The sequence below is a fragment of the Variovorax sp. Soil_C_26 genome (genome assembly GCF_057657075.1).
Genome location: NZ_JBDGJC010000002.1, coordinates 282,569 through 301,262 on the forward strand (window position 1 = coordinate 282,569; position 18,694 = coordinate 301,262).

Here is an 18,694-nt window from a genome sequence, read left to right on the forward strand (position 1 = left end):
TTAAATAAATAGCATTACTGCCGCGCGAGGCGGGGCTCAGCGCTTCTTGCGGAAGGCCGCCCAGGCGGCCGCCGCGGTGAAGCTCGCAACGATCGCCACCACGATCCAGAACCCGTGCCGGTGCTCGGCCAATGGAATGCCGCCGACGTTCATGCCGAACAGGCCGGCAAGGATGTTGATCGGCAGCGCGAGCACCGTCACCACGGTCAGCACGAAGAGGCTGCGGTTGTTGTCCTCGTTCACGTTGGCGGCGATCTCTTCCTGCAGCAGCTTGATGCGCTCCTGCAGCGTCTGCATGTCGCGCAGCACCACCGAGAACTCCTCGGTCGAGGCGCGCAGCGCCTGGGCATCGGCTTCGGCCATCCAGGCCGGCGGTCCCTGCAGCAGCCGGAACAGCGCCGCCGGCTCGGGCGCGAGCAGCCGCTGCAGCCGCACCAGCAGCCGCCGCAGCACGCCGAGCCGCGCACGCTTGTGGTCGAGCCGGCCTGCGAGCAGCTCGTCCTCGATGCGGTCGATGCGCGTGGTCACGCCGCGCACGATCTTCACCAGCACGTCGGCTTGCGCGCGCAACAGGTGCTCGAGCAGTTCGGTGCTCGAGCGCGGCGCGTCACCAGCCTTGACCGCGGTGCGCAGCGCGTCGACCGAGCGCAGCGGCTTGGCGCGCGCCGTGACCACGAGGCGCGGGCCCACGCTGATCCAGAGCGTGGAAATGTCCGAGGGCTCGAAGCTGAACTCGAAGTGCACGTCGTTGATGACCGCGATCAGCGAATCGTCGGCGCGTTCGATGCGGGTGGAGGGCAGGCCCTCGTGCAGCGCTTCGTAGAAGGCGTCGGAAAGCCCCGCATGGCGCAGCAGCCAGCGCTCGGCCTGGGCATGGCTCAAGTTGAAGTGCAGCCAAACAAAATTGTGCCCCCACGCTCGGCACTTCGTGTCCTCGCTGCCCCCCGAGGGGGTGCTCGCTTGCTTGGGGCGGCCCGGCGCTGCGCTCGGGCCGCCCTGCGAAACCTGCTCGAGCCAGAGGGCTGCCTGCGCCGAATCGATCGGCCGTGCTGATTCCGGCGCCCCGGCGTCGAACAGATAGCCGCAGATCAGCCCGGCTTCGTCGCCGCCGTACGAATGGGCGGCCAGGTCGTGGAGTGCCGGCAAGGTGCTTGTGCGTTGATGGGCGTCCCTGGATCGTCTTCGCCGAATATGACAACATCGTGTCGGCCGTCACGCAAACGTCATGCGCGGCGGGCAGCATGCGGCATGCCTTCGGGGCCTGCCTGTCATTTCCTCCACTCCTTCCACGATGCCATGAGCGCACTTCCAGACCACGAAGACCTGATGCAACGCATCGCCCGCGAGCTGATCGACAGCTACGACGAAGAGCTCGAGCTGGAGATAGAGGACCGCCACATCGACGAGCACGGCGCCGTCGCCGGTGCCACCGACAAGGCTGCGCGCCAGGCCTACTTCAAGGAACTGTTCCGGCTGCAGGGCGAGCTCGTCAAGCTGCAGGACTGGGTGCAGCACAGCCGGCAGAAGGTGGTGATCCTGTTCGAGGGCCGCGATGCCGCAGGCAAGGGCGGTGTCATCAAGCGCATCACCCAGCGCCTGAATCCCCGTGTGGCGCGCGTGGCCGCGCTGCCGGCACCCAACGACCGCGAACGCACCCAGTGGTACTTCCAGCGCTATGCCGCCCACCTGCCGGCGGCCGGCGAAATGGTGCTGTTCGACCGCAGCTGGTACAACCGCGCCGGCGTCGAGCGCGTGATGGGCTTCTGCACCGACGACGAGTACGAGGAATTCTTCCGCACCGTGCCCGAGTTCGAGAAGATGCTCGTGCGCTCGGGCATCAAGCTCATCAAGTACTGGTTCTCCATCACGGACGACGAGCAGCACATGCGCTTTCTCGGCCGCATCCACGATCCGCTCAAGCAGTGGAAGCTGAGCCCCATGGACCTCGAGAGCCGCCGCCGCTGGGAGGAATACACCAAGGCGAAGGAGATCATGCTCGAGCGCACCCACATTCCCGAGGCGCCGTGGTGGGTGGTGCAGGCGGTCGACAAGAAGAAGGCGCGGCTCAACTGCATCAGCCACCTGCTGGGCCAGCTGCCCTACCAGGAAGTGCCGCATCCGCCGGTGGAACTGCCCGCACGCGAACGCCACGCCGACTACCTTCGGCAGCCGGTGCCGGCCAGCATGATCGTGCCCGAGATCTACTGAGGCCCCACCGCCTCGGGGCGGCCCGGCCTCCGGTTGGGCGACCGGCGCTTTGCCCTCACACTGCGTCATGGCCCGCCGCACCGCCCCCTCCCTCTTTGCCCGCGCCTACGAGCGCAATCTCAAGGCACTCACGAAGCTCGCGCTCGGCAGCGGCCGGCGCGTGGCGGGCCCGATCCAGCGCGCGGCGGCTGAGCGGCGCAAGCCACCGCCTGGCAAGGGCGACTGGATCGGCGGCATGGCGCTTGGGCCTGGTGGCGCCCGCGCCTATCACCTTTTCCGGCCCGTCGGGCTGAACCTGCAGCCCGGCGAGAAGCTGCCGCTAGTGGTGATGCTGCACGGCTGCGGGCAGAGCGGGCGCGACTTCGCGGCCAGCACGCGGATGAACGCACTGGCGCTGCGGCACCGCTTCCTCGTGCTCTATCCCGAGCAAGACCGGCTGGCGCATCCGCAAGGCTGCTGGAACTGGTACGAGCGCCGCTCCGGCAAGGCCGACGCCGAAGCCGCCACGCTGATGGCCGCGGTCGACCAGGCCTGCATGCTCTATCCCGTCGACCGTGCGCGCGTCGCCCTGGTCGGGCTCTCGGCCGGCGCCAGCATGGCCGCGCTGCTGGCCACGCGCTATCCGCTGCGGTTCCGCGCTGTCGTCATGCACTCGGGCGTGGCGCCCGGCGCCGCCACCTCGTCGGCCACGGCGCTCGGCGCCATGCGCGGCAAGAACGTGCCGCCGATGCCGGCCACTGCCGTCGGCAAGGCGCTGGGCGCCGCGGCGGTGTTCGCGACCCTGCCGCCGATGCTCGTGCTGCATGGCGACGCCGACACGGTGGTGGCGCCCAGCAATGCGGTCGACAGCGCGTCCGTCTGGGCCACGGCCCTCGGCGCCAAACCCGGGCTCGCGCGCGTGGTGCAGCGCGGCAAGCGCCGCACGATGCGCCTGACCGATTTCACGCGCAAGGGCCGCACGCTCGTCAGGCTGTGCGAGATCGCGGGGCTCGGGCACTCGTGGAGCGGCGGTGCATCGAAGCTGCTGTTCAGCGACCCCGAGGGGCCCGATGCGACGCGCATGGCGTGGGCGTTTGCCTGTGCGCAGTTCAAGGCCGGGGCGGAGACGCGCCCGGTGCGTCGCCAGGGCCTTGGATGAGTGAGGTCGCGAAGAGGTCGAGATCGTTGATCGTGTGCTGGATCGCTGTCCTTGCTTCGGGTAAGAATTCCAGGATGCGGGCTGGCTTGAGGTCTCCTGCGTAGTTCGATCTGATGACATGGCGCATCCTCAGCATCGATTCGAGACCGGAATAGGCTTCCTCGCTCAGGATGGCGCTCCGTACGCCCGGAACCTCCACGGCGGCAATCTCGAGCAATTGCTTGTGCCAAGCCTCTGTCTTGCGAAGCTCATCGCCAAGCTGCTCCGTCACTTGTTTCAGCAGATTCTCTGCCTGCGAGTACATGCCCTGAAGGTGCGAGGCCATTGCCAGTGCGTGGCCACGCTCCGAATAGAAGGCAGACGCTTCCAAGCGGGTCTTCTCGAATATTCGGTGGTCCTCTTCCATCGCATTGAGTTCCGCCACGAGGCGCCCCAATGCTCTTTTGACGATCGCCGCAATCGCTTGCTCACTCATTCGTGACTCCAACCTTCATGAATTCAAGCATCTCGGCATCCACTGCGTCTGCCATCACCACGTCGACCTCGACCTCCTTGATCCAATCTCTTGCCGTGCGCCAAATTTCGAGATCGCTGTGGCCGGCGGCATCTTCCACGAGCAGATCGATATCGGAGTTCGGATCGAAGTAGGCGTCGGGTTTTGCGAACGAACCAATCGGCGTGACGACCAGGCCTTGCGATCGCAATGCGCGAAGCGCACCCTCGACTTGCGGCCGAAGGCGGGCCCGGACCGCGTCGCTGCGCTCCTTTCGAAGATCCTTCAGTGGTCTGTACAGGCCGGGCATAGGTGTTGATCGTAGAGCCAAACCCCTCAATCCCAAAAACGCCGGGATGGCTGAGCCTGCGATGTCAGGTGGTCCAGCAGCCCCGCGTGTACGCCACCCGGCGTATTTCACCCGGGCGGCCCATTCCGCAGACTCGCTCCCATGCCGGCCATGCGCCGGCAACAGGTCCACACCACCCCCGAGCAGGAGTCCACATGCAACGTCGTTTCACCCTCAAGGCGCTCACCGCCGCCGTCGCCCTGGCCAGCATTGCCGCTGTGCCGGCCTTTGCCGCCGACACCATCAAGGTCGGCGTGCTGCACTCGCTGTCGGGCACCATGGCCATTTCGGAAACCGTGTTGAAGGACACGGTGCTGATGGCCATCGACGACATCAACAAGAAGGGCGGCGTGCTCGGCAAGCAGCTCGAGCCCGTAGTGGTCGACCCGGCCTCCAACTGGCCCCTGTTCGCCGAAAAGACCAAGCAGCTGCTCGGCCAGGACAAGGTCTCGGTGATCTTCGGCTGCTGGACCTCGGTCTCGCGCAAGTCGGTGCTGCCGGTGGTCGAGGAAATGAACGGCCTGCTGTTCTACCCTGTGCAGTACGAGGGCGAAGAGCTGTCGAAGAACGTGTTCTACACCGGCGCCGCGCCCAACCAGCAGGCGATCCCGGCCGTTGACTACCTCATGAGCAAGGACGGCGGCGGTGCCAAGCGCTGGGTGCTGCTGGGCACCGACTACGTGTACCCGCGAACCACCAACAAGATCCTGCGCGCCTACCTCAAGAGCAAGGGCGTGAAGGACTCCGACATCGACGAGAAGTACACCCCGTTCGGCCACAGCGACTACCAGACCATCGTCACCGACATCAAGAAGTTCTCGGCCGGCGGCAAGACGGCGGTGGTGTCGACCATCAACGGCGACTCCAACGTGCCGTTCTACAAGGAACTGGGCAACGCGGGGCTCAAGGCCAAGGACGTGCCGGTCGTCGCCTTCTCGGTCGGTGAAGAGGAACTGCGCGGCGTGGACACCAAGCCGCTGGTCGGCCACCTGGCCGCATGGAACTACTTCATGTCGATCAAGAACCCGACCAACACCGCCTTCATCAAGCAGTGGGGCGACTACGCCAAGGCCAAGAACATCGCGGGCCACAAGGACAAGCCGCTCACCAACGACCCGATGGAAGCCACCTGGATCGGCATCCACATGTGGAAGCAGGCGGTCGAGAAGGCCAAGTCGACCGACACCGACAAGGTGATCGCCGCCATGGCCGGCCAGACCTTCACGGCGCCGTCGGGCATCGTCTCGAAGATGGACGAGAAGAACCATCACCTGCACAAGAGCGTGTTCATCGGCGAGATCAAGGCCGACGGCCAGTTCAGCGTGGTGTGGAAGACGCCGGGCCCGGTGAAGGCCAAGCCGTGGAGCCCGTACATCGAAGGCAACGACAAGAAGCCCGATCAGCCCGCCGGCAAGTCGATGTAACTCGTCGCAAGTCCCTCGCCTTGCTCCCTCTCCCTCTGGGAGAGGGTTGGGGTGAGGGCAACGGCGGTCCACTGGTCGCCGCGCTCGCTGCACGGCCGCTGGCCCTCACCCCAACCCTCTCCCCAAGGGGAGAGGGGGCAACACGAATCCATGATGCTTCGACGATCCCTTCACTGCGCCTTCGCCGCCATGCTCTTCGCAGCGTCGGCCGTCCACGCGCTGACCGCCGACGAAGCCCGCGCCATCGCCTCGGGCGATTCCGAATCCCGCATCGCCGCGCTCAACCAGGCCGTGCTCACGGCCGATGACAAGACGGTTGCCTTTCTCCAGGCCATGTCGGAAGACGCGGTCAAGTACACCGAAGACAAGGTCTTCGTGATGAAGGACGACAAGGGCCACGACCCCGTCACCGGTGCCGAGCTGCCGGTGCCCGACACGGCCGAGGACGTGGTCAACAACAACCTCATGCGCGGCGCACTCGATGCCGCGCAGGCCGCGCTCCGGCTCACGAGCAAGGACGACGCGGTGCGCGCCGAAGCCGCAGCGGCGCTCTTCAAGGAGCCCGAGGAATCGCGCGTTCCGATGATCGAGAAGGCGCTGGCCGCAGAAGCCAATCCGAAGATCAAGGCGCAGCTGGAGCTCGTGCGCGCCGCCAGCATGCTCGGCAGTGCCGACAAGGCCCGGCGCCTCGCCGCGGCCAAGGACCTGGGCGCGAACAGCAGCCCCGATACCAAGCTGCTGCTCAACCAGCGCCTGGCCGATGAAACCGATGCGGACGTGAAGGCGGCGATCACTGCGTCGATCGCACGCATCGACGGCGCGCTGGTCTGGGGCGACCGCATCAACGCGGTGTTCAGCGGCATCAGCCTGGGCTCGGTGCTGCTGCTCGCCGCGCTGGGCCTGGCCATCACCTACGGCCTGATGGGCGTCATCAACATGGCGCACGGCGAGCTGATGATGATCGGCGCCTACGCCACCTACGTGATGCAGGGCATCTTTCAGCGCTACCTGCCCGAGGCCGCGTTCGGCTGGTATCTGGTCGCGGCCATTCCGGTGTCGTTCCTGGCGTCGGCGCTGGTCGGCGCCGTGCTCGAGCGCGGCGTGATCCGCTTCCTCTACGGCCGCCCGCTCGAGACGCTGCTGGCCACCTGGGGCATCAGCCTGATGCTGCAGCAGCTCGTGCGGTCGATCTTCGGCGCGCAGAACGTCGGCGTCGAGAACCCCGTCTGGATGAGCGGCGGCTTCACCATGCTGAGCAACGTGACGCTGCCATGGAACCGCATCGGCATCATCGTCTTCGCGGTGCTGGTGCTGCTGGCCATGGGCTGGCTGATCGGCCGCACGCGCCTGGGCCTGTTCGTGCGCGGCGTCACGCAGAATCGGCCGATCGCCTCGTGCATGGGCGTGAACACGGCGCGTATCGACACCTATGCCTTCGCGCTCGGCTCGGGCATCGCGGGCCTCGCGGGCTGCGCGCTGAGCCAGATCGGCAACGTCGGCCCCGACCTCGGCCAGAGCTACATCGTCGACAGCTTCATGGTGGTCGTGATGGGCGGCGTCGGCCAGCTCGCGGGCACCGTGTATGCGGCGCTGGGCCTGGGCATCCTCAACAAGTTCATCGAAGGCTGGGCCGGCGCGGTGCTCGCGAAGATCGCAGTGCTTGTCTTCATCATCATCTTCATTCAAAAGAGACCTCAGGGCATCTTCGCGATGAAGGGCCGGAGCGCAGAAGCATGAGCAAGGTCACGTTGCCAACCAAAGGGCCGCTGCTGAGCGGCAAGGGCTGGACGGCCTTCTTCGTCGCGCTGATCGTGGTGTGCGCGGTGGCGCCGGTGCTCAACATGTGGGTGCCGCCCGAAAGCCCGCTGCACATGAGCGACTACGCCGTGGCGCTGGTGGGCAAGATCATGTGCTACGCGATTGCCGCGCTGGCGATGGACCTGATCTGGGGCTACACCGGCATCCTGTCGCTCGGCCATGGCCTGTTTTTCGCGCTCGGCGGCTACATGATGGGCATGTACCTCATGCGCCAGATCGGACGCGACGGCAACTACAAGAGCGAGCTTCCCGACTTCATGGTGTTCCTCGACTGGAAGGAGCTGCCCTGGCACTGGACCTTCAGCGGCAGCTTCCCGGTGACGCTGCTGCTCATCGTCGCGGTGCCCGGCCTGATCGCGTTCGTGTTCGGCTTCTTCGCGTTCCGCTCGCGCATCAAGGGCGTGTACTTCTCGATCATCACGCAGGCCATGACTTTCGCGGCGATGCTGCTGTTCTTTCGCAACGAGACCGGCTTCGGGGGCAACAACGGTTTTACCGACTTCAAGCGCATCCTGGGCATCCCGATCGCCACGCAGGAGATGCGCATGACCTTGTTCGCACTCACGGGCCTCACGCTGCTGGGCTTCTTCCTGTTCGCCAAATGGCTCATCGCCAGCAAGTTCGGCCGCGTGCTGCAGGCGATCCGCGACGCGGAGACGCGCGTGATGTTCTCGGGCTACAACCCGCTGCCCTACAAGCTCACGATCTGGGTCATCTCGGCCGTCATGTGCGGCGTGGCCGGCGCGCTGTACGTGCCGCAGGTCGGCATCATCAACCCGGGCGAGATGAGCGCCGCCAACTCCATCGAGATCGCGATCTGGGCCGCGGTGGGCGGGCGCGCGACGCTGATCGGCCCGATCATCGGCGCCTTCATCGTCAATGGCGCCAAGAGCTGGCTCACGGTGGCGTATCCCGAGTACTGGCTCTACTTTCTCGGCGCGCTGTTCATTGCCGTGACGCTGTTCCTGCCGAACGGCATCGTCGGGTTGGTGAAGAGGTGGCTGTCGCGGGAGAAGGCGCCAGCGGACTCGCCCGTGCAGCAAGCACGACGCGCTGTGGCGGCAGAGCAGGGCGTCGAGCCCGACGCGATGGTGCCGCCGCCCGTGGATGCGAAAGGAGCGCGCGCATGACGCCCGACCTGATGGAAGCCGGCGCCGAGCGCGCGGCGCGCGCAGCCGGCCTGCACGTGGCCACCGGCCAGACCGAATCGGGCGGCCGCGCCGCCGACTTCGGCCGCATCGCCACACCCGGCGAGGTCGACGTGACGCACGGCCGCATCCTCTACCTCGAAGACGTGAGCGTGAGCTTCGACGGCTTCAAGGCGATCAACAAGCTGTCGCTCGACATCGCGCCGGGCGAACTGCGCTGCATCATCGGCCCGAACGGCGCCGGCAAGACGACGATGATGGACATCATCACCGGCAAGACGCGGCCCGACGAGGGCACGGTCTTCTTCGGCAGCACGATCGACCTGCTGCGCCACCGCGAGGCCGACATCGCCCAACTGGGCATCGGCCGCAAGTTCCAGAAGCCGACGGTGTTCGAGCATCTCACCGTGTTCGAGAACCTCGAACTCGCGCTCAAGACCGACAAGGGCGTGCGCGCGTCGATGCTGTTCAGGCTCGATTCGGCGCAGAGCGACCGGCTCGCCGAGGTGCTGCAGACCATCCACCTGGCCGACAGCGTGTCGCGCCTCGCGGGCAACCTGAGCCACGGCCAGAAGCAGTGGCTCGAGATCGGCATGCTGCTGATGCAGGACCCGAAGCTGCTGCTGCTCGACGAACCCGTGGCCGGCATGACCGACGAGGAAACCGCGCGCACCGCGGAGCTGTTCCTCACGCTCAAGGGCAAGCACTCGCTGATGGTGGTGGAGCACGACATGAGCTTCATCCGCACCATCTCCGAGATCGTGACCGTGCTGTGCGACGGCGCGGTGCTGGCGCAGGGCACGCTCGACGAGGTGCAGGCCGACGAGCGGGTGATCGAGGTCTATCTGGGCCGCTGAGGAAACCAACGCATGCTGACAGTCAAGAACATCCACCAGTACTACGGCGGCTCGCACATCCTGCGCGACCTGAGCTTCGAGGCCACGCTCGGCAAGGTCACCGTGCTGTTGGGCCGCAACGGCGTGGGCAAGACCACGCTGCTCAAGTCGCTGATGGGGCTGGTGCCGATCAAGAGCGGCAGCATCGCGCTCGAAGGCCGGCCGATCCACAAGGCCACGCCCTACGAACGGGCGCGCGCCGGCATCGGCTTCGTGCCGCAGGGCCGCGAGATCTTCGCGCGGCTCACGGTCGAGGAGAACCTGCGCATGGGCCTGGCCTACAAGCGCGGCAGCACGCCGATTCCGCCGGAACTGTTCGAACTGTTCCCCGTGCTCAAGCAGATGATCCACCGCAGGGGCGGTGACCTTTCGGGCGGGCAGCAGCAGCAACTGGCGATTGCGCGCGCGCTGGCGCCCCGGCCCAAGCTGCTGATCCTCGACGAGCCGACCGAAGGCATTCAGCCCAGCATCATCAAGGACATCGGCCGCGTGATCCGCATGCTGGCCGACCGCGGCGACATGGCCATCGTGCTCTGCGAGCAGTACTACGACTTCGCGCAGGAACTGGCCGACGATTACCTGGTGATGGAACGCGGCGAAGTCATTGCGCGCGGTCTCGGCAAAGACATGGAAGCACAAGGCGTGCGCCAGCTCGTGGCAATCTGAAGGCGCAGCCGGCGAGATTTAAGGGTTTACCCTAAAATCGACCGTTGCCCGTCGCCGCCGGGCGACCCAGGAGCCCGGCCTTGAATGCCTCCCCCACCGCGCCAGACGGCGCCGACACCCCCGACATTTCCGTTCCTTCCGCTGCATCGCCCGCGGGCTTCGTGCGCGCCGTGCTCGCGCTCGGCGTCGGCGGCTTCGCCATCGGCACCGGCGAGTTCGTGATCATGGGCCTGCTGCCCGAGGTCGCACGCGACATCGGGGTCAGCATTCCGCAGGCCGGGCACGTCATCAGCGCGTATGCGCTCGGCGTGGTGGTCGGCGCGCCGGTGCTCGCGGTGCTGGCGGCCGGATGGGGCCGACGGGCGCTGCTGATCGCGCTGATGGCGGTGTTCGCCCTCGGCAATTTCGCGACCGCGATGGCGCCCGGCTATCTCTCGCTCAACCTGCTGCGCTTCGCCACCGGCTTGCCGCACGGCACCTACTTCGGCGTGGCCGCGCTCGTGGCCGCCACGCTCGCGCCGCCGGGGCGGCGGGCGCGTGCGGTGGGCCTCGTGATGCTCGGCCTCACGGGCGCGACGCTGGTCGGCGTGCCGATCGCGGCATGGCTCGGCCAGCTGTTCGGCTGGCGCGCCGCCTTCGTGTTCGTCGGCGCGATCGCGCTCGTGGCGGTGGTGCTGCTGCGCCGCGACATCCCCGACCTCGCGCCGAGCGCCGGTGCCAGCCCCTGGCGCGAGCTCGGCGCGCTCAAGCGCAAGCAGGTGTGGCTCACGCTCGGCATCGGCGCCATCGGCTTCGGCGGCATGTTTGCAGTGTTCAGCTACATCAAGCCCACGCTGACCGAGGTGGCGGGCCTGCCGCTCGGCGGCGTGCCTTTCGTGCTGGCGCTGTTCGGCCTGGGCATGGTCACGGGCAACCTCGTGGGCGCACGCCTGGCCGACAAGTCGCTCATGCGCACCATCGGCGGGCTGCTCGCGTGGTCGGCACTGGTGCTCGCCACGTTCTCGTTCGCGGCGCACCATGTGGTGACCGCCGCGATCAACGTGTTCCTGATCGGCACCGTGGTCGCCATCGGCCCGGCGCTGCAGATTCGCCTGATGGACGTGGCCGGCGACGCGCAGACGCTCGCGGCCGCGCTCAACCATTCGGCCTTCAACATGGCCAATGCGCTCGGCGCCTGGCTTGGCGGCGTCGCCATTTCGGCCGGCCTGGGCTGGACCTCGACCGGCTGGGTCGGCGCGCTGCTCGCGCTCGCGGGGCTGGGCGTGTTCGGCTGGGCGCTGGCCAGCGCGCGGGCAGACATGCGAGCGCGCGCCGTCGCCTGCGAAGGCTGACCGAGGCCAGCCGGTGCGCCGGCGCCTCAATCGCGCACGGCGCTGCGGAAGCCTGCCGCGAGGGCGTCGAGCGCCTCGCGCGGCCGCCCCTCCTTGATTCGGGTGTGCAGCAGCACCGGCAACCGCGGCAGCGGCGGCAGTCCGAGCCGGGGACCGACATCGACTGCGTCGCCCGGCAGCATGCGCGGCGCGAGCGCGGCGATGCCGAGGCCGCCCACCACGGCCGCGGCCACCGCCGCGACGCCGCCGCCGACGAAGATCTCGGTCCAGGGCTCGCCGGCCGCGTCGAGCAGTTGCGCCGCCAGCGCACGCACACCACAGGGCTCGGCCATGGTGGCGATCGGCAGCGGCTCGCCCGGGCGGTGCTTCCAGTCCGGTGCTGCGAACCAGCCGAAACGCTCCTCGGCCAGTTGCTCGCCGTCGCTGCGGCCCGCATGCAGGCGCACGATCACCGTGTCGAGCTCGCGCCGGTCGAAGGCCTGGAGCAGGTCGCCCGACGACGCGATGCGGATCTCGATCAGCAGTTGCGCATCGTGTGCGTTCATGCGCGCGATCAGCGCCGGCAGTTCCGGGCCCGCCACATGGTCGCTGATGCCGATCGTGAGCCGCTGCCGCGCGCCCGCGAACTCGGCCAGTGCACGGTCGTGCAGCGCCATGAGTTCGCGTGCGCGCTCGAGAAAGACCGCGCCCCGCGCCGAAAGCCGCACATAGCGCGGCGTGCGCTCCACGAGCCGCCAGCCCAGCCGATCCTCGAGCCGGCGCAGCTTCAAGCTCACGGCGGCCTGGGTCGTTCCCATCATGTCGGCGGCGCGCGTGAAGCTGCCGAGTTCGGCGATGCGCACGAATGCCTGCACGGCATCGAGATCGAGCGGGCGTTCCATCATTTCGAAGCATTGTTGCTGATATCAGCGCCAGCGGCTTCCCGCGGCGGGGCCTGCGTCCTAAGGTCTGTTCCTCCGAAACGACGAAGGAACCCCATGCCACTGATCCACATCGCGATGCGCGCCGGCAAGCCCGAGAGCTACCGCCAAGCGATCTTCGACAGCCTCTACATGGCCCTGCGCGACACGCTCGACGTGCCCGAGGACGACCAGTTCATGACGATTTCGGAGCACGAGGCGGCCAACTTCCGCCGCGGCAATGCCTATGGCTTCGAGCGCAGCGACGACCTGGTCTACATCCGCATCACCGTCTTCGCGACCCGCACCGCGCAGCAGAAGAAGGCGCTCTACCAGCGCATCGCGCAGTTGCTCGGCGAGCGCCCCGGCATCCGGCCCGAGGATGTGTTCGTGAGCGTGGCGGATGCCCCGGCCGAGAACTGGTCGGTGGGCGGCGGGCTGGCGCAGTTCGCCTGACGCGGCCCCTGAGAGAGTGGTCGGATTGGGCCGACGCCTGCGCGGTTTCGAGCCAATGACTAAGATGCCCGGCTTGCGTTCTCGTCATCATCCGCGTCTCACCTTCCAGCGAACGAGGCTTCCGCCATGACCCTTCCGACCACCCGCCTCGGCCGCACCGGCCTGACCGTTTCGCGCCTCGCCCTCGGCACGATGACCTTCGGCCTGCAGACCGACGAAGCAGTGTCGCACCGCATCCTCGACAAGGCGGCCGAAGGCGGCATCAACTTTCTCGACACCGCGGACGTCTACCCGCTCGGCGGCACCGTCGAGACCACCGGGCGCACCGAGGAGATCATCGGCAACTGGCTCGAAAAGCAGGGGCCCGCAGGTCGCCGCCGCTTCGTGGTCGCCACCAAGGCCGTCAACAAGGTCGGCCCCAATCCCTGGGACCAGGGCGCCTCGCGCAAACACCTGCTCGATGCCATCGACCTCTCGCTGAAGCGGCTCAAGACGGACCACGTCGACCTGTACCAGCTGCACATGGACGACCGCGAGACGCCGCTCGAAGAGAGCCTCGAGGCGCTCGACCTGATCGTCAAGTCGGGCCGCGCGCGCTACATCGGCGTGTCGAATTTCCTGGCCTACCGGCTGGCCCGTGCCCTCGGCAAGTCCGACCTGCACCGGTTCACGCGCTTCGTGTCGGTGCAGCCGCGCTACAGCCTGCTGTTCCGCGAGATCGAGCGCGAGTTGCTGCCGCTCGCGGGCGAAGAGGGGCTGGGCGTGATTCCCTACAACCCGCTGGCCGGCGGCCTGCTCACCGGCAAGTACAAGCCCGGCGCCAAGCCGGAAGAGAACACCCGCTTCACGCTCGGCACGGCCGGCGGCATGTACCAGGACCGCTACTGGAACGAGCGCAGCTTCGACACCGTGACGCAGCTGCACAAGCTCGCCGACGAAGCCGGCGTGCCGCTCGCCACGCTCGCCGTGGCCTGGGTCATGGCCAACCCGCTCGTCACCGCACCGCTGCTCGGTGCGAGCCGGCCCGAGCAGCTCGACGCCACGCTCGCTGCGGCCGACTACAAGCTCGACCCCGCGCTGAAGCAAAAGCTCGACGAACTGACCGCCGACTACCGCAAGGGCGACGCGCCGCGGTAGGCCCCGACCCCGTGCACCGAAGAAGAAGCGATCACTGCATCGACGCGCTCGCGCGGCGGCCATGGCACAGCTGATGTCGCTGCTGGTGCAGAACGCGATCGCGGTCGTGTTCGTCGCCAGCCTGGCCGCGCGGCTCGGCCTGCCGGTGCCCGCGGCCGCGGTGCTGGTGGTGTCGGGCGCACTGCTGGCGGCCGGCGACGTGCCGGTCGCGGGCGTGGTGCTGGCGGCGGTGCTCGCCAACCTGCTCGGAGACGGCGCATGGTTCTATGCCGGGCGCCGCTTCGGCTACCGCTTCATGCGCCTCTTGTGCCGCATCTCGCTGTCGCCCGATTCGTGCGTGCGGCGCGGCGAATCGTTGATCACGCGCTGGGGCGGCCTCTCGCTCGTGGCCGCCAAGTTCGTGCCCGGCGTCTCGGTGGTGGCACCGCCGATGGCGGGCGCGCTCGGCATGTCGGTGGCGCGCTTCATCGGCTACGACACCGGTGCCGCGCTGATCTGGACCGGCGTGTTCCTCGGCCTGGGCTGGTTCTTCCGCGACCAGATCCAGGAGGTGCTGGCCCTGCTCGCGCAGGCCGGCGGCATTGCCACGCTGGCGCTCGTGGGGGCGCTGGCCGTGGTGCTGGTGCTGCGCTACTGGCGCCGGCGCGCCGTGCTTCTCCTCACCCGCATGCCGCGCATCAGCGTGGACGAGCTGCACCGGCTGCTCGCGGGCGATGCGCCGCCGCTGGTGGTCGACGTGCGCGGCGACGCAGGCCTGAAGGTCGATCCGCGCCGCATCCCTGGCGCGCTGTCGTACACGCTCAAGGCGCTGCAGCAGCGCCAGCTCGACCTGCCGCTCGATGGCCAGCGCGACGTGGTGGTGTACTGCAACTGCCCCAACGAGGTGTCCGCGGCGCTGGCCGCACGCGTGCTGCTGGCGCGCGGTGCGCGGCGCGCATGGCCGCTCACGGGCGGGCTCGACGCGTGGGTGGCCTCGGGGCATCCGACGAGCCTGCATGGAGGGCGCGGTGAATGAACCTCCGCACCAAGATCGTCGCGCTGGCCGTCGCACCGCTGGTGGTGGCGCTGGTGCTCGTCGCGCTGGCGGTGCGGCACCAGGAGCGCGACCTCGCACGGCGCGAGCGCGCGCTGATCGAGAAGAGCTACATGGACCAGCGGCGCAGCGAACTGCGCAGCTACGTCGACCTGGCCGTGAGCACCGTGCGGCCGCTCTACGATGCGGGACTCGATGACGAAGCGACCCGCGACGAGGCGCTGCGCCGCCTGGCCGCGCTGGACTACGGCGATGACGGCTATTTCTTCGTCTACGACATGCAGGGCCGTTCGCTCATGCATTCGCGCCAACCCGAACTCGTGGGCCAGAACCTCTGGGACCTGCGCGACGCGCGCGGGCGCTTCACCCTCCGCGACCTGATCGCCGGCGCGCGCGCGGGCGGCGGCTATGTCGAATACGAATGGCGCAAGCCTTCGAGCGAGCAGATGACGGCCAAGCTCGGCTACGTCACAGCGCTGCCGCGCTGGAACTGGATGCTCGGCACCGGGCTGTACCTCGACGACATCGATGCGACCATGCGGGCGCTCGACCGCCAGGTGAGCACCAACGTGACGACCACGTTGCTCTGGATCGCCGGCATTGCGGCGCTCGGCCTCGGCGTGGTGAGCGCCGCCGGGCTGCTGCTCAACCTCAGCGAGCACCGCGTGGCCGAGGCCAAGCTGCGGCTGCTTGCGCGGCGCGTGGTGCAGTCGCAGGAAGAAGAGCGCGGGCATCTGGCGCGCGAACTGCACGACGGCACGAGCCAGACGCTGGTGTCGGCCAAGCTGCTGATCGAATCGGCGGTCGATGCGCTCGACCGCGACCACCGGCCGGCCCCGCCTGCGCTCGGCAAGGCCCTGCAGCGGCTCAACGATTCGCTGCGCGAGGTGCGCCGCATCTCGCACCGGCTGCGCCCCGCGCTGCTCGACACACTGGGCCTGCCGGCCGCGCTCGAACGCCTGGGCGACGAGTTTGCGGAGGAGGGCGCGGTCGATGCCTCGATCATGATCGAGGGCGAGGCCTTCGCGCTCTCGCCAGAGGCCAAGACCGCGCTGTTCCGCGTCACGCAGGAGGCGCTGACCAACGTGCGCAAGCATGCACAGGCAAAGCGCGTGCACATTGCGCTGGGCTTTTCCGACGACCGTGTGCGGCTCGCGATCGGCGACGACGGCATCGGCTTCGACGTGGCGGCGATGCAGCTCGATCCGCGGCGCGGCATCGGCCTGCGCAACATGCGCGAGCGCATGGAATCGATCGGCGGCACGCTGCGGGTCGACTCAGCCCGCGGCCGGACATCCATCGTGGCCGACGTGCCGGCCCCGAGCGCGAAGGCGGAGAGCCCATGACGAACAAAGAAGACGCCGCCCCGATCCGCCTGTTCCTGGTCGACGACCATCCGCTGGTGCGCGACGGCCTGCGCGCGCGGCTCGGCGCCATTGCGGGCCTCGAGATCGTCGGCGAAGCGGGCAGCGCCGCCGAGGCGCTGGCGCTGCTCGCCTCGCTCGCGCCCGACCTGGTGCTGATGGACGTCGGCATGAAAGACATGAACGGCATCGAGCTCGCCGCGCGGGTGCTCGCGCAGTGCGTGCCCGCGCCGCACATCGTGATGCTGAGCATGTACGACAACCCCGAGTACGTGCAGCAGGCGCTGCAGGCGGGCGCGCGCGGCTATGTGCTGAAGGACGCGCCGGCGGCCGAGATCGTCGCCGCCATCGAGGCCGTGTCGTGCGGCGGCACCTTCCTGAGCCCGGCGGTCTCGAAGAAGCTGTTCCGCAACCAGGCGCCGCGCCCGCTCCTCACCCCGCGCGAGAGCGAGATCCTCGCGGCGCTGGGTCGCGGCGAATCGAGCAAGCAGATCGCGCGCGACCTGGGCCTGAGCGTGCGCACGGTGGAGGCGCATCGGCAGAGCATCAAGCGGCGCCTCGGCATCGAAGGGCAGGCCGAGCTCATCAAGTACGCGGTCGAGCATGCGCGCGGGTTCGAGCGTGGAGAATGATGCGGATGACCCACGACCTTCCTTCCAGCCCCGCCGCCGAGCGCAACAAACAGCCGATCCTCGATGTGCTCGTGCGCATCCTCGGCAGCGAGGGCACCGCGCTCGAGATCGCGTCCGGCACCGGCCAGCATGGCGCATGGTTCGCGGCCGCCTTGCCCGGCTGGACGTGGCAGCCGACCGAGGCCGATGCGCGCATGCTGCCAGCGCTCGCGCGGCGGGTCGATGCGGCCGGGCTCGCGAACCTGCGTGCGCCGCTGCGGCTCGACGTCACCGCGCCGCACTGGCCGCTGGAAGAACGCTTCGATGCAATCTACTGCGCGAACATGCTGCACATCGCGCCGTGGAGCGCATGCGAAGGGCTGATGCAGGGTACTGCACGGCACCTGCGACCGGGCGGCGTTCTGGTCACCTATGGGCCTTACCTCGAAGACGACGTCCCGACCGCGCCGGGCAACCTCGCGTTCGACGAAGACCTGCGTGCGCGCAATGCGGCCTGGGGCCTGCGGCGGCTCGGCGACGTGGCCGCCGAGGCGCAGCGCGCCGGCCTCGTGCTGCGCGAGCGCCACGCCATGCCGGCGAACAACCTGCTGCTCGTCTTCGGCGGGGACAACTAGCCACGAGCGCCTAGTACAGTCGGGCCCACGTCCACGAGCCCTGCACGACCATGCCCTTCTGGATACCTCGCCTCCTGGCCACCGCCTGCTGCCTGCTCGCGCTCGGTTGCGCGAGCCCGCCGCGGCCGTCGTCGTCCGCTGCGTACCCGGCCTCGCCGCTTTCCGCCGAGCAATCGAACGGTGTCGCGATCCATGCGCTGGGCCTGGTCGGCACCCCCTACCGCTACGGCGGCAACACACCCGAAGGCGGCTTCGATTGCAGCGGGCTGATCGGCTATGTCTACCGCCACAGCGCGGGCCAGGCGATGCCACGCACCGTGGCGCGGCTCGCGGGCTTCGGCCGCCCGGTGGCTGCGTCCGACATGCGCTCGGGCGATCTGGTGCTGTTCGGCGCCGCCACGCCGTCGCACGCTGGGATCTATGTGGGCAATGGCCAGTTCGTGCATGCGCCCTCGACGGGAGGCGAAGTGCGGCTCGACCGGATGGACGGCGTCTACTGGTCGCGCCAGCCGGTGCAGGTGCGCCGGCTCTGAGCCGCAGGGTGTGTCAGACCCGTGTGGCATGCTGCACGGTGCCACCGAAACCTCGCGGAGAACTGCCATGAAGAAATACCTCGTCCTTGCGATTTTGGGCCTTGCCGGCATCCTTCCGGCGTTTGCGCAGCGCGGCCCGGCCTACGAGAACGACCGCCGCTACTGCGCGAGCGGCCGTTCGGGTGTGGACTTCAACACCTGCATGTGGCGCGCGCAGCGCGAGCGCGAGAGGCGCCGCCAGGACCGGCGCGAGCAGCACGCCTATGACAGGGAGCAGCGCGCCTACGAGCGGGAGCAGCGGCGCGAATACGAGCGCCGCGATCGTCGGGGCCCTCCGCCCCCGCCGGCCTACCGCCAGTGGGACGAAGGCCCGCGGGGCCAGGCGCCGCGGCTCAGCGACATGCAGCAGCGCGCGCTCGACAACTGCAACCTGCTGGCGCCGCGCGACCAGCCGCGGTGCCGGGCGACGGTGATGTCGACGGTGCGCTGAGGCCCGCCGAGACTAAGTGTTTTCCACTACGTAAAGCCACGCAAGCGGACCACGCGGTCCGACGG

At 68.5% G+C, this 18,694-nt stretch carries 20 protein-coding genes; 16 read left to right on the top strand and 4 right to left on the bottom strand.

What is annotated here, in order from left to right:
* Nucleotides 1-36 precede the first annotated feature (36 nt).
* Entirely contained in the window at nucleotides 37-1,146 is a 1,110-nt protein-coding gene (locus AC3A6G_RS06800; RefSeq protein ID WP_487864234.1) for a transporter, read from the bottom strand.
* Nucleotides 1,147-1,296: 150 nt separating this feature from the next.
* Between AC3A6G_RS06800 and ppk2 the strand changes: the two genes are divergently transcribed.
* Both ppk2 and AC3A6G_RS06810 read left to right on the top strand, forming a co-directional pair.
* Nucleotides 1,297-2,208: a polyphosphate kinase 2 gene (gene ppk2, locus AC3A6G_RS06805; RefSeq protein ID WP_487859509.1), complete on the top strand. Its 912-nt coding sequence runs from the start codon at nucleotides 1,297-1,299 to the stop codon at nucleotides 2,206-2,208.
* A 67-nt stretch (nucleotides 2,209-2,275) separates the two neighbouring features.
* A complete protein-coding gene (locus AC3A6G_RS06810) occupies nucleotides 2,276-3,346 on the top strand; it encodes an extracellular catalytic domain type 1 short-chain-length polyhydroxyalkanoate depolymerase (protein ID WP_487873386.1) in 1,071 nt (356 codons plus the stop codon).
* On the opposite strand, the gene AC3A6G_RS06815 is transcribed toward AC3A6G_RS06810, so the two are convergent.
* Both AC3A6G_RS06815 and AC3A6G_RS06820 read right to left on the bottom strand, forming a co-directional pair.
* The gene (locus AC3A6G_RS06815; RefSeq protein WP_487873387.1) at nucleotides 3,297-3,821 is read right to left on the bottom strand and encodes a ribonuclease toxin HepT-like protein; all 525 of its coding nucleotides are present in this window, start codon (nucleotides 3,819-3,821) and stop codon (nucleotides 3,297-3,299) included. The two genes, AC3A6G_RS06810 and AC3A6G_RS06815, sit on opposite strands and share 50 nt — an antisense overlap.
* The gene (locus AC3A6G_RS06820) at nucleotides 3,814-4,149 is read right to left on the bottom strand and encodes a hypothetical protein (RefSeq protein WP_487873388.1); all 336 of its coding nucleotides are present in this window, start codon (nucleotides 4,147-4,149) and stop codon (nucleotides 3,814-3,816) included. The genes AC3A6G_RS06815 and AC3A6G_RS06820 overlap by 8 nt, the downstream gene beginning before the upstream one ends.
* A 194-nt stretch (nucleotides 4,150-4,343) precedes the next feature.
* On the opposite strand from AC3A6G_RS06820, the gene urtA reads away from it, so the two are divergent.
* The 6 genes from urtA (at nucleotide 4,344) to AC3A6G_RS06850 (ending at nucleotide 11,471) form a co-directional block, all read left to right on the top strand.
* Entirely contained in the window at nucleotides 4,344-5,612 is a 1,269-nt protein-coding gene (gene urtA / locus AC3A6G_RS06825) for an urea ABC transporter substrate-binding protein (protein WP_487873389.1), read from the top strand.
* A 189-nt stretch (nucleotides 5,613-5,801) separates the two neighbouring features.
* Nucleotides 5,802-7,349 (top strand): urea ABC transporter permease subunit UrtB, encoded by a 1,548-nt coding sequence (urtB, locus tag AC3A6G_RS06830; protein ID WP_487873390.1) that lies wholly within the window; start codon nucleotides 5,802-5,804, stop codon nucleotides 7,347-7,349.
* A complete protein-coding gene (gene urtC, locus AC3A6G_RS06835) occupies nucleotides 7,346-8,560 on the top strand; it encodes an urea ABC transporter permease subunit UrtC (RefSeq protein WP_487873391.1) in 1,215 nt (404 codons plus the stop codon). Before urtB ends, urtC begins: the two co-directional genes overlap by 4 nt.
* Complete coding sequence (urtD, locus tag AC3A6G_RS06840; RefSeq protein ID WP_487859516.1) at nucleotides 8,557-9,435, top strand: urea ABC transporter ATP-binding protein UrtD; 879 nt, start codon at nucleotides 8,557-8,559, stop codon at nucleotides 9,433-9,435. Before urtC ends, urtD begins: the two co-directional genes overlap by 4 nt.
* A gap of 12 nt (nucleotides 9,436-9,447) precedes the next feature.
* Nucleotides 9,448-10,140 (top strand): urea ABC transporter ATP-binding subunit UrtE, encoded by a 693-nt coding sequence (gene urtE, locus AC3A6G_RS06845; protein WP_487864231.1) that lies wholly within the window; start codon nucleotides 9,448-9,450, stop codon nucleotides 10,138-10,140.
* Nucleotides 10,141-10,220: 80 nt separating this feature from the next.
* Nucleotides 10,221-11,471 (top strand): MFS transporter, encoded by a 1,251-nt coding sequence (locus tag AC3A6G_RS06850; protein WP_487873392.1) that lies wholly within the window; start codon nucleotides 10,221-10,223, stop codon nucleotides 11,469-11,471.
* 26 nt (nucleotides 11,472-11,497) lie between these two features.
* Here the strand turns inward: AC3A6G_RS06850 and AC3A6G_RS06855 are convergent, their stop codons facing one another.
* Nucleotides 11,498-12,355, bottom strand: a complete 858-nt coding sequence (locus AC3A6G_RS06855) for a LysR family transcriptional regulator (RefSeq protein ID WP_487873393.1) — start codon at nucleotides 12,353-12,355, stop codon at nucleotides 11,498-11,500.
* A gap of 93 nt (nucleotides 12,356-12,448) precedes the next feature.
* Here AC3A6G_RS06855 and AC3A6G_RS06860 point away from each other — a divergent pair, with 93 nt between their 5' ends.
* From AC3A6G_RS06860 to AC3A6G_RS06895, 8 genes are all read left to right on the top strand, one after another.
* Complete coding sequence (locus AC3A6G_RS06860) at nucleotides 12,449-12,826, top strand: tautomerase family protein (protein WP_487873394.1); 378 nt, start codon at nucleotides 12,449-12,451, stop codon at nucleotides 12,824-12,826.
* Between the two features lie 126 nt (nucleotides 12,827-12,952).
* Nucleotides 12,953-13,963 (top strand): aldo/keto reductase, encoded by a 1,011-nt coding sequence (locus tag AC3A6G_RS06865; protein WP_487873395.1) that lies wholly within the window; start codon nucleotides 12,953-12,955, stop codon nucleotides 13,961-13,963.
* 61 nt (nucleotides 13,964-14,024) lie between these two features.
* A complete protein-coding gene (locus tag AC3A6G_RS06870; protein ID WP_487859522.1) occupies nucleotides 14,025-14,978 on the top strand; it encodes a VTT domain-containing protein in 954 nt (317 codons plus the stop codon).
* On the top strand, nucleotides 14,975-16,342 hold the full coding sequence (locus tag AC3A6G_RS06875) for a cache domain-containing protein (protein ID WP_487873396.1): 1,368 nt from the start codon (nucleotides 14,975-14,977) through the stop codon (nucleotides 16,340-16,342). The genes AC3A6G_RS06870 and AC3A6G_RS06875 overlap by 4 nt, the downstream gene beginning before the upstream one ends.
* Nucleotides 16,339-16,992 (top strand): response regulator, encoded by a 654-nt coding sequence (locus AC3A6G_RS06880; protein WP_487873397.1) that lies wholly within the window; start codon nucleotides 16,339-16,341, stop codon nucleotides 16,990-16,992. Before AC3A6G_RS06875 ends, AC3A6G_RS06880 begins: the two co-directional genes overlap by 4 nt.
* Nucleotides 16,993-16,997: 5 nt before the next feature.
* Nucleotides 16,998-17,606 (top strand): DUF938 domain-containing protein, encoded by a 609-nt coding sequence (locus tag AC3A6G_RS06885; protein ID WP_487873398.1) that lies wholly within the window; start codon nucleotides 16,998-17,000, stop codon nucleotides 17,604-17,606.
* A gap of 50 nt (nucleotides 17,607-17,656) precedes the next feature.
* Entirely contained in the window at nucleotides 17,657-18,139 is a 483-nt protein-coding gene (locus tag AC3A6G_RS06890) for a C40 family peptidase (RefSeq protein ID WP_487873399.1), read from the top strand.
* 67 nt (nucleotides 18,140-18,206) lie between these two features.
* Nucleotides 18,207-18,629: a hypothetical protein gene (locus AC3A6G_RS06895; protein ID WP_487873400.1), complete on the top strand. Its 423-nt coding sequence runs from the start codon at nucleotides 18,207-18,209 to the stop codon at nucleotides 18,627-18,629.
* Nucleotides 18,630-18,694 lie beyond the last annotated feature (65 nt).

Coding starts and splice junctions, on each gene's coding strand:
- ppk2 (WP_487859509.1), top strand. CDS start 1,297: ATGAGCGCACTTCCAGACCACGAAGACCTGATGCAACGCATCGCCCGC.
- AC3A6G_RS06810 (WP_487873386.1), top strand. CDS start 2,276: ATGGCCCGCCGCACCGCCCCCTCCCTCTTTGCCCGCGCCTACGAGCGC.
- AC3A6G_RS06815 (WP_487873387.1), bottom strand. CDS start 3,821: ATGAGTGAGCAAGCGATTGCGGCGATCGTCAAAAGAGCATTGGGGCGC.
- AC3A6G_RS06820 (WP_487873388.1), bottom strand. CDS start 4,149: ATGCCCGGCCTGTACAGACCACTGAAGGATCTTCGAAAGGAGCGCAGC.
- urtA (WP_487873389.1), top strand. CDS start 4,344: ATGCAACGTCGTTTCACCCTCAAGGCGCTCACCGCCGCCGTCGCCCTG.
- urtB (WP_487873390.1), top strand. CDS start 5,802: ATGCTCTTCGCAGCGTCGGCCGTCCACGCGCTGACCGCCGACGAAGCC.
- urtC (WP_487873391.1), top strand. CDS start 7,346: ATGAGCAAGGTCACGTTGCCAACCAAAGGGCCGCTGCTGAGCGGCAAG.
- urtD (WP_487859516.1), top strand. CDS start 8,557: ATGACGCCCGACCTGATGGAAGCCGGCGCCGAGCGCGCGGCGCGCGCA.
- urtE (WP_487864231.1), top strand. CDS start 9,448: ATGCTGACAGTCAAGAACATCCACCAGTACTACGGCGGCTCGCACATC.
- AC3A6G_RS06855 (WP_487873393.1), bottom strand. CDS start 12,355: ATGATGGAACGCCCGCTCGATCTCGATGCCGTGCAGGCATTCGTGCGC.
- AC3A6G_RS06860 (WP_487873394.1), top strand. CDS start 12,449: ATGCCACTGATCCACATCGCGATGCGCGCCGGCAAGCCCGAGAGCTAC.
- AC3A6G_RS06865 (WP_487873395.1), top strand. CDS start 12,953: ATGACCCTTCCGACCACCCGCCTCGGCCGCACCGGCCTGACCGTTTCG.
- AC3A6G_RS06870 (WP_487859522.1), top strand. CDS start 14,025: ATGGCACAGCTGATGTCGCTGCTGGTGCAGAACGCGATCGCGGTCGTG.
- AC3A6G_RS06875 (WP_487873396.1), top strand. CDS start 14,975: ATGAACCTCCGCACCAAGATCGTCGCGCTGGCCGTCGCACCGCTGGTG.
- AC3A6G_RS06880 (WP_487873397.1), top strand. CDS start 16,339: ATGACGAACAAAGAAGACGCCGCCCCGATCCGCCTGTTCCTGGTCGAC.
- AC3A6G_RS06885 (WP_487873398.1), top strand. CDS start 16,998: ATGACCCACGACCTTCCTTCCAGCCCCGCCGCCGAGCGCAACAAACAG.
- AC3A6G_RS06890 (WP_487873399.1), top strand. CDS start 17,657: ATGCCCTTCTGGATACCTCGCCTCCTGGCCACCGCCTGCTGCCTGCTC.
- AC3A6G_RS06895 (WP_487873400.1), top strand. CDS start 18,207: ATGAAGAAATACCTCGTCCTTGCGATTTTGGGCCTTGCCGGCATCCTT.